The following is a 7,432-nucleotide window of genomic DNA, read 5'->3' as shown; positions in this document are numbered from 1 at the left end:
CACAACTAATCACCAAGATTCGAAACCAGATACACCACTACCCAGGACTTGACCCGGAAAAGCTCGATTTACACCATAAAGGCACATATACGCCCGTCTGTTAAAGACGAGACTGGGCTGCGGAACGGGGACGGAAGCCAGGCAACAGGGCCAGGGACGGGCAACAGGGACGGGAAGAGAAGAGCACCAACACGGCGCGGCCGGGCGGGGAGGGGAGCGTGAGGCGATGTTCGTCTGGCAACTGCGAGCCCCCTAGAAACTGCGAGTCGCCTTGAAGCTGCCGCCCGCCTCGGCGAGATGAGTGGACCCGGCTAGGGGTCTTTGCAGGCGGCATCGCGCTCGGATGCGTATGGAGCAATGCATGAAGCTCAGGATGCCGCGGATGCCGCGTGGAGTTAGGCGTTAAGGCGGGCCATGGCCTCGCGGAGAACCTCAGGGCGCTTGCAGAAGGCGAAGCGCACCTTGTACTTCCAGGGCTCGGGGTTGTCGCTAAAAGCTGCGAGCGGAATTGCCGCCACGTGCTTGGACTCGGGAAGCCGCATGCAGAACTGCGTTCCGTCGAGGCCGGAAGAGGAGACATCGGCAACCACGTAGTATGTTCCACGGGTGTCGTGGACACGGTAGCCAGCCGCGCGCAGGCCCTCACCCACAATGTCGCGGCACTGCGCCAACTCGTCCACCATGGCGTCTAGCCACTCGGACTCCTCGTTCAGCGCGTGGGCCACGGCCGGCTGGAGGGGAGTTGTGGACACAAACGTCATGAATTGCTTGGCTTTAATCACGCCGTCCAGAAGGGCAGGCTCCGCCACCGCCCAGCCCGTCTTCCAGCCGGTGCAGTTGAAGGACTTCGCCGCCGAGGAGACCTTCACCGTACGCGAGGCCATGCCCGGCAGGGAGGCGATGGAGACGTGCTCGGCATCGCCGAAGGTGAGGTTCTCATAGACCTCGTCAGACAACACGAGCAGATCGTGCTCCACGCACACAGCGGCGAGCTCCGCCAAGGCCTCCCGGCTAAACACCGAGCCCGTGGGGTTGTTCGGCGAGTTCACGATGATCATCGCGGTCTTGTCCGTAATGGCCGCGCGCACCGCCGCGACATCCACGTCCCAGGACTCCCCGGCTGCGGTGAGCGGGACGGGGACGCGGGTGGCGTCGGCAAGCGCGATGGCGGCAGCGTAAGCGTCGTAGTAAGGCTCCAGCACGATGACCTCCTGGCCGGGCTCCACCAGGCCCAGGACGGTCGCGGTGATGGCCTCCGTTGCACCGGCGGTGACCACTACGTGGTCCGCCGGAACGTCGTAGGTGCGCGCCACGGCGTTGATGAGCGAGGGAACCCCGCGCAGCGGCGCGTACTGATTGTTGCCGCCAGCGATGTTCTCCTGGGCAATCGCCAGCATGCGGGCGGGGCCGTCGCTATCGGGAAAACCCTGGCCCAGGTTGATGGCCTCGTGCTCGTTGGCCAGCTGCGTCATGGTGGCGAAGATGGTCTCGCCGAATTCTTGAAGGCGGTGAACAGTCATTAGAGCACCAAGAGATCGTATTTCGTGGCCTTGATGTCACTCAGGCGCTTGCGGGCGCGGTCCAAACGCTGCCACTGATCCTGCGGGATGGCCTTGCGGGCAATGGCCACGGTCTCTGCGTCCGGGGTGCCCCAGGCGATGGGCATCGGGGTGATTTGCTGCCAGTGCTCCTTATCGGAGGTATGTCGCTGACCGGACACGGCGGCCACCGGAATCTTGGTGCCCACGATGCGCTGCACGCCCGGCACAGCGGTAACAGTGCGCAGGCATGCGCCCCAGCGCGGCGGGAGCTCCGGGTCCACGTTGGTGTTGACCAGGGCCATGAGCACCATGTCGCGTTCGTTGACTTCCGCGATCACCGCGGGGGCCAGCGGGTAGGAATCGTAGAGCTGCTGGGCGGTGCCCACCTGGCGGGCGGCGGCCACGCCGATGACGGCCACCAGGATTCCGAAGAGCAGCAGGCCCAGCCCCAGCGTGATGCGCCAGGACGCCTCCACCTGGAAGTAGACCAGCGCCGCCGCGGCGATGAGCAGTGCGCCCATCACCAGGCCGGAATTGCGCAGGCGCGAGGAATCGCGCAGCAGCTCGTTGTTCTTCTTGGCAAAAGCCTCGTCGACCTTAAACTTAAAAATTTTCATCGCCGTATAAGTCTACTGCGTCAACCAGCCTGTAGGCGTAACCTTGCTCGGCCAAAAAGCGCTGGCGGTGCACTGCGTAGTCGGCGTCGATGGAATCGCGGGTGACCACCGTGTAGAAGGTGGCCTCCGCGCCGTCGGACTTGGGCCGCAGGAGGCGTCCAAGGCGCTGCGCTTCTTCCTGGCGCGATCCGAAGGTCCCAGAGACTTGGATGGCCAGCGCGGCCTCGGGCAGGTCGATGGAGAAGTTGGCCACTTTGGATACCACCAGCACGGGAACCTCGCCCTCGCGGAACTGCTGGAAGAGCTTCTCGCGCTTGGCGGTGGTGGTCTTGCCGTCGATGACCGGGGCGTCCAGCCGCGCGCCGATTTCCTCAAGCTGGTCTACGTAGGCGCCAATGATGAGCGCCTGCTGTCCGCGGTGCTTGCGCAGCAACGCTGTGAGTGCGCGCATTTTGCCGCTTGCCGAGGCCGCCACCCTGTAGCGCTCCCGCGAGTTCGCCGTCGCGTAGTGCATGCGCTCCTCGGCGGTCATATCCACACGCACCTCGACGCACTCCGCAGTGGCGATGTAGCCGGCTGCCTCCAGTTCCTTCCAGGGGGCGTCGTAGCGCTTGGGCCCGATGAGGGAGAAGACGTCGCCTTCCATGCCGTCCTCGCGCACCAAGGTGGCGGTCAGGCCCAGGCGGCGGCGGGATTGCAGATCCGAGGTCATACGGAAGACCGGGGCGGGTAGCAAATGGACCTCGTCGTAGATGATGAGGCCCCAGTCGCGGGAATCGAAGAGCTCGAGGGCGCGGTACTCGCCCTTGGTCTTGCGGGTGACCACTTGGTAGGTGGCGATGGTCACCGGCTTGATCTCTTTCTTCTCGCCGGAGTACTCGCCGATTTCGGACTCGGTGAGGGTGGTGCGGCGCAGTAGCTCGTCGCGCCACTGGCGCCCGGCCACGGTGTTGGTCACCAGGATGAGCGTGGTGGCCTGCGCCTTGGCCATGGCGGCTGCGCCAACAATGGTCTTGCCCGCGCCGCAGGGAAGCACCACCACGCCGGAGCCGCCGGACCAGAAGGATTCGGTGGCGAAGCGCTGGTAATCGCGCAGCTGCCAGTCATCACCTTCGGTCAGCGCGATGGGGTGCGATTCGCCGTCGACGTAGCCGGCGAGGTCCTCCACTGGCCAGCCCGCCTTGAGCAGCTCTTGCTTGAGGCGTCCGCGCTCCGAGGGCGGCACGGTGCAGGTGTGTTCATCGATACGCTGGCCTAGCATGCCGCCGATCTTCTTGTGGCGGCTGAGCTCGACGAGGATGGCTGCGTCGTCGGCCTCCAAGATGAGCCCGTGCGCGGGATGGGAGTGCAAGCGCACGCGGCCGTAGCGGGCCATGGTCTCGGCGACGTCGATAAGCAGCGATTGCGGCACCGGGAAGCGGGAATACTTCTCCAGGACGTCGACGGCCTGCTCCGCGTCGAAGCCGGAGGCGCGGGCATTCCACAGCGCCAGCGGGGTGATGCGGTAGGTGTGGATGTGCTCGGGCGCGCGCTCCAGCTCCGCGAAGGGGGCCAGCGCGCCGCGTGCCTGGGCGGCGTCGGGGTGATCAACCTCCAGCAGGACAGTCTTATCCGATTGGACGATGAGGGGGCCGTTCACGCTAAAACCTCTCTAGTACTCGCTGCTGCTATTTGTTTTGCTGCTATTTGTTCTGCTGCGGGGAACTGGGGCGGGAACTACTGCGCCAGGTGCACCGATTGAATGCGGTGCATGGGGAAGCGTAGCGCTGAGCCGTCGCCACCCATGGCGTCGACCTGCCCGCCGCTGACGGAGACCGGCACCACGGTGATCTCGCACCACGGTGATCTCCTTGGCGTTGCCGTTCTTGTCCGCATAGATGATTGTTACCCGCCGCTGGGAGCGCGCTGCCGCCTGCAGGGTCTCCAGTCCCGCTCCCTCCGCGGCCCCGGCGCCGACGGCGCTCTCGCCCGAACCACGGCGCAGGGCGGCGACAACCGCGCTGGGCTCGGGGCTGGCTGGAGCGGGCTTGGCCGGGCTTGGTGTGGGCAGGGCATAGGGCTCGGGCGCCACGGCGAGCAGCGCGCCGGTATCGTCCTCGGCGGCGGGGCTGAGGCCGTGGGCGCGGAGGGCGCTGAGAAGCTCGCCCACCCGCAGCGAGGACATCGCCACCGTGGGGGCCAGCCGGCGCAGCTCGGGCACGGCGTGCAACGCGAGTTCGATGAGGGCCGGATCCTCGCTGCGGAGGTAGGCCAGCGCCGGCCCGCTGCGCAGAGTGCCGTGCTGCTTGGCGACGTCCCCAATGGCATAGGCCACCGGCTGCGGGATGCCGCTGGGACAGTGCTCCTCCAGGAAAGCGGTGATTTCCTCGGCGTTGAGTCCGTAGTCCATGGCGCGGCGCAGGCTCTGCGCGCTGATGCGGTACACACTGGCCAGGCCGGGGGACTCGAGATCTGCCAGGGCGGTGAGCGTGCGGTGGGTGGCCGAATCCAGGGGCCCGGGCACAAGGATGGTGTTATCGGCCTGGATGAGGAAGGAGGAGACCTGCTCGGGCGTGAGCTGCGCGGTGGAGGCGGAATCGAGGAGCACGCTGGTGGCCTGGCCCGTGGCCACCAGGCCGAGCCACTCGGCTTCCTCGCGCAGGGCGTCGATGGTAGTGGCGCTGGTGTGGGTGACAAAGAGCGGTGAGCGGAAGGAGAGCTCCTCCCAGAACTGCGTGCTATTCAGGGCGACGCTGCTGTGCCGGTAGACGTCGAGCACGGTGGCGCGGAAGCGCGGCAGGCGCTCGTGGTGGGAATCCGCGTTGAGCGTGCGGCCCTCCTCCCAGGGCGCCCAGGGGCTGGTGGGGTAGGCCTCCAGCAGCACGCGCCAGCGCTCGGACAGCGGCGCGTCCGCCCACTCCTGAGCCGCCTGCGTGGGCGCAAGAAAGTTGCCCTCCAGCCCCGAGGGCTCGCCGCGGCCGAGCAGACGAGCATGCAGGCCCAGGCAGATCAGGCGGGCGAGGTTCTCCTCACTGATGGCCAGCTCCTTGGCCAGCTGCGCGCGGGGGCGCACACCGACGGTCTTGTCCTTGAGCAGCTCGATGGGGCGCTCGCCGAGGGCGCTGAGCAGCTGCTCCATGTCGCGGACCGCGCCGAGGCCTGCGGCGGCGCCGGCGTCGTCTGCCTTCTCGGAGACCTGCGGGGTGCCCGCCCTGCCCGAGGGGGCGGTGGGGATCTGGCGGGTGCTGTGGCCGCGCAGCGCGTGGAAGACTGCGCGCGGCAGGCGCACCGTGTGGGCGTCGGCGCGCTCTAGCAGGCCCGCGGCGATGAGCTGCGGGATGGGCCGGGAGGGATCGGCGTCGGCTGTGGCCTCGCGGGTGTGGCCCACCCCGCCGGAGCGCGCCAGCGTCATAAGCACGGAGCGCTGATCTCCCGGCAGGGATGCGAGGGTTGCGGCGTCGACGGAATCTTGGTGCAGCAGCGACCACCCGGTGGGCAGAGCGGAGAGCACATCGGGGGCGATCATGACGCCGCCGGCGGTGGTGTCGAAGACGAGGCCGCGTTGGCGCAGTTGGGTGGTGACCTCGGTGGCGGTATCGCTGACTGCCTCGAGCTCGCCTCCGCGCTCGGCGATCTCCTCCAGCGCCGCGAGCTGCTGCGCGTTGCAGCGCGCTAGGGCTCGGGCCACGGAGGTGCGCAGCGCCAAGCGGTTGGCCAGCGCGGCGACACTCGGGGGTGGCGGGACCATGACATCGGGGCGGTGACGCAGGAGGATTTCCAGCTCTTCATCGCGCAGATCCGCAAGCCACGCGCGGTAAAGGGAGGAAGCCGAGGAGGAATGCGAGGAACTAGACATAGTGGAGGTCAAGTTTAGTTCCTTATCGAGTTACTTTTTGGCGTCGGGTTTGGAATAATAAGGGGCATGTCGAATCACAACAAAGGCTTTGTTTCCCCGGCGTGGCCGAAGAACAGCAACCGCGAGCACGCAATCACTGAAATCTACGCCCCGTTTGCAGGCGCTTCCAGCCCTTACGGCGATGACCTGGTTCTGCCGATGCCGGCAGAGAAGCTCAACTACGTGCACCCGTACACGCGTATTAACCGCTAAGCCTTAGCGCGCAGTGAGCCGCGCCCGCCCCGTCAGGTCTCTGGCGGGGCTATTTGCGATCTGCGGGTCGCTTTTCCACCCGGCGTGTCACGGGTGGGGGAGGGCCTTAAGGGCCAAACCACTGTGAACAGCGGCGTGAAAACTGCACAAGCCCCAGCGGCAGCCTCAACCATCGGAGGGAGGCTAGCCCTGGGGCTTATGCGTGGGCGCTGTTGTGCCTGGCGTTTGAACGCTCGGGGTGTGGGACGGTGTCCCTTGCTGATTCCCCCTTGAGATTTCCTCTTGAATTTCCTCGTTAGAGGGAATCAACGAACTGCGCAACCGGGTCGATGACGTGGCGGTTAGCGGAGTAGAAAGCGTTGAAGTCGTGGCGGTTGGCCTTGTAGTGGGCGGTGAAGTCCGCCGGGATGGACAGGCCGTACTTGGTGGCGGTGTCCTCAACGAGGGTGTAGAGGGCGTCCACGGCCAGCTCCTCGGAGGGCTGCTCAGCGGCCTGCTTGACCACCTGCGGTGCGGACTCTGGGGCCGGTGCCGGCTGCGGAGCCGGGGCGTCCAGGTTGCGCGGGGTCGGAGCGGAGTTCAGGCCCAGGGAAGCGGAGCAGGCCGGCCATGCGCCCCAGCCCTGTGCGGCCAGGACCTTCTCAGCAACGGCGATCTGCTGCTCGCGGGTGGCCTGGTCTGCGGTCGGAGCGTACTGGCTGCCGCCCATAGCGTTCCACGTGCCCGAGGCGAACTGCAGGCCGCCGTAGAATCCGTTGCCGGTGTTGATGGACCAGTTGCCGCCGGACTCGCACTGTGCGAGGCGGTCCCAGTCAGAATCCGGAGCGGCGGAAGCGGTCGGTGCCATGATGGCGGCGGTTGCGCCGAAAGCGACGGTCGAAGCCGCGAACTTGGTTGCAAGCGAGTTCTTCTTAGCGGAGTGGCGTCCCATAAAAGTATTCCTCTTCTCTAGATTTCTCGCGCCCACGTTGTGCCCAGTCCGGCAATTAAACATATTCTGTACAAGTGCAATGCACGTGTGTGGAGGCGCCGCGACAAAGCCCGGACTGTGTGCGGGGCGAGACTTTCTCGCTGACGCCTCGAAGTGCTTGGGGGAAAGCGTAACGGTTTATAACGAAATAGTCACGTAATGACCCTCAAAACGGTAACGAAGGGGCCAATCGATCACTGTTTTTGCAGGTCACCGC

At 66.1% G+C, this 7,432-nt stretch carries 6 protein-coding genes; 1 reads left to right on the top strand and 5 read right to left on the bottom strand.

Annotation, left to right across the window (positions count from 1 at the left end; translation table 11 throughout):
* Positions 1-395: 395 nt before the first annotated feature.
* From Q4E25_RS08855 to Q4E25_RS08840, 4 genes are read right to left on the bottom strand one after another with little or no spacing between them, the layout of a single operon-like run.
* On the bottom strand, positions 396-1,520 hold the full coding sequence (locus tag Q4E25_RS08855) for an aminotransferase class I/II-fold pyridoxal phosphate-dependent enzyme (RefSeq protein ID WP_303156420.1): 1,125 nt from the start codon (positions 1,518-1,520) through the stop codon (positions 396-398).
* Complete coding sequence (locus tag Q4E25_RS08850; RefSeq protein ID WP_303156419.1) at positions 1,520-2,158, bottom strand: DUF3239 domain-containing protein; 639 nt, start codon at positions 2,156-2,158, stop codon at positions 1,520-1,522. The genes Q4E25_RS08855 and Q4E25_RS08850 overlap by 1 nt, the downstream gene beginning before the upstream one ends.
* Positions 2,145-3,797: a DNA repair helicase XPB gene (locus Q4E25_RS08845; RefSeq protein ID WP_303156418.1), complete on the bottom strand. Its 1,653-nt coding sequence runs from the start codon at positions 3,795-3,797 to the stop codon at positions 2,145-2,147. The genes Q4E25_RS08850 and Q4E25_RS08845 overlap by 14 nt, the downstream gene beginning before the upstream one ends.
* 12 nt (positions 3,798-3,809) lie before the next feature.
* Positions 3,810-5,993, bottom strand: a complete 2,184-nt coding sequence (locus tag Q4E25_RS08840) for a helicase-associated domain-containing protein (protein ID WP_303156417.1) — start codon at positions 5,991-5,993, stop codon at positions 3,810-3,812.
* Between the two features lie 66 nt (positions 5,994-6,059).
* Here Q4E25_RS08840 and Q4E25_RS08835 point away from each other — a divergent pair, with 66 nt between their 5' ends.
* Complete coding sequence (locus Q4E25_RS08835) at positions 6,060-6,245, top strand: hypothetical protein (RefSeq protein WP_303156416.1); 186 nt, start codon at positions 6,060-6,062, stop codon at positions 6,243-6,245.
* Between the two features lie 295 nt (positions 6,246-6,540).
* Here Q4E25_RS08835 and Q4E25_RS08830 read toward each other — a convergent pair whose 3' ends face one another.
* Entirely contained in the window at positions 6,541-7,176 is a 636-nt protein-coding gene (locus Q4E25_RS08830) for a resuscitation-promoting factor Rpf1 domain-containing protein (protein ID WP_303156415.1), read from the bottom strand.
* Between the last annotated feature and the right edge of the window lie 256 nt (positions 7,177-7,432).

The sequence above is a fragment of the Corynebacterium sp. genome (assembly GCF_030532325.1).
In the GTDB taxonomy this organism is placed as follows: domain Bacteria; phylum Actinomycetota; class Actinomycetes; order Mycobacteriales; family Mycobacteriaceae; genus Corynebacterium.
This window is presented reverse-complemented; position numbering and strand designations above follow the sequence as displayed.

Coding starts and splice junctions, on each gene's coding strand:
- Q4E25_RS08850 (WP_303156419.1), bottom strand. CDS start 2,158: ATGAAAATTTTTAAGTTTAAGGTCGACGAGGCTTTTGCCAAGAAGAAC.
- Q4E25_RS08840 (WP_303156417.1), bottom strand. CDS start 5,993: ATGTCTAGTTCCTCGCATTCCTCCTCGGCTTCCTCCCTTTACCGCGCG.
- Q4E25_RS08835 (WP_303156416.1), top strand. CDS start 6,060: ATGTCGAATCACAACAAAGGCTTTGTTTCCCCGGCGTGGCCGAAGAAC.
- Q4E25_RS08855 (WP_303156420.1), bottom strand. CDS start 1,520: ATGACTGTTCACCGCCTTCAAGAATTCGGCGAGACCATCTTCGCCACC.
- Q4E25_RS08830 (WP_303156415.1), bottom strand. CDS start 7,176: ATGGGACGCCACTCCGCTAAGAAGAACTCGCTTGCAACCAAGTTCGCG.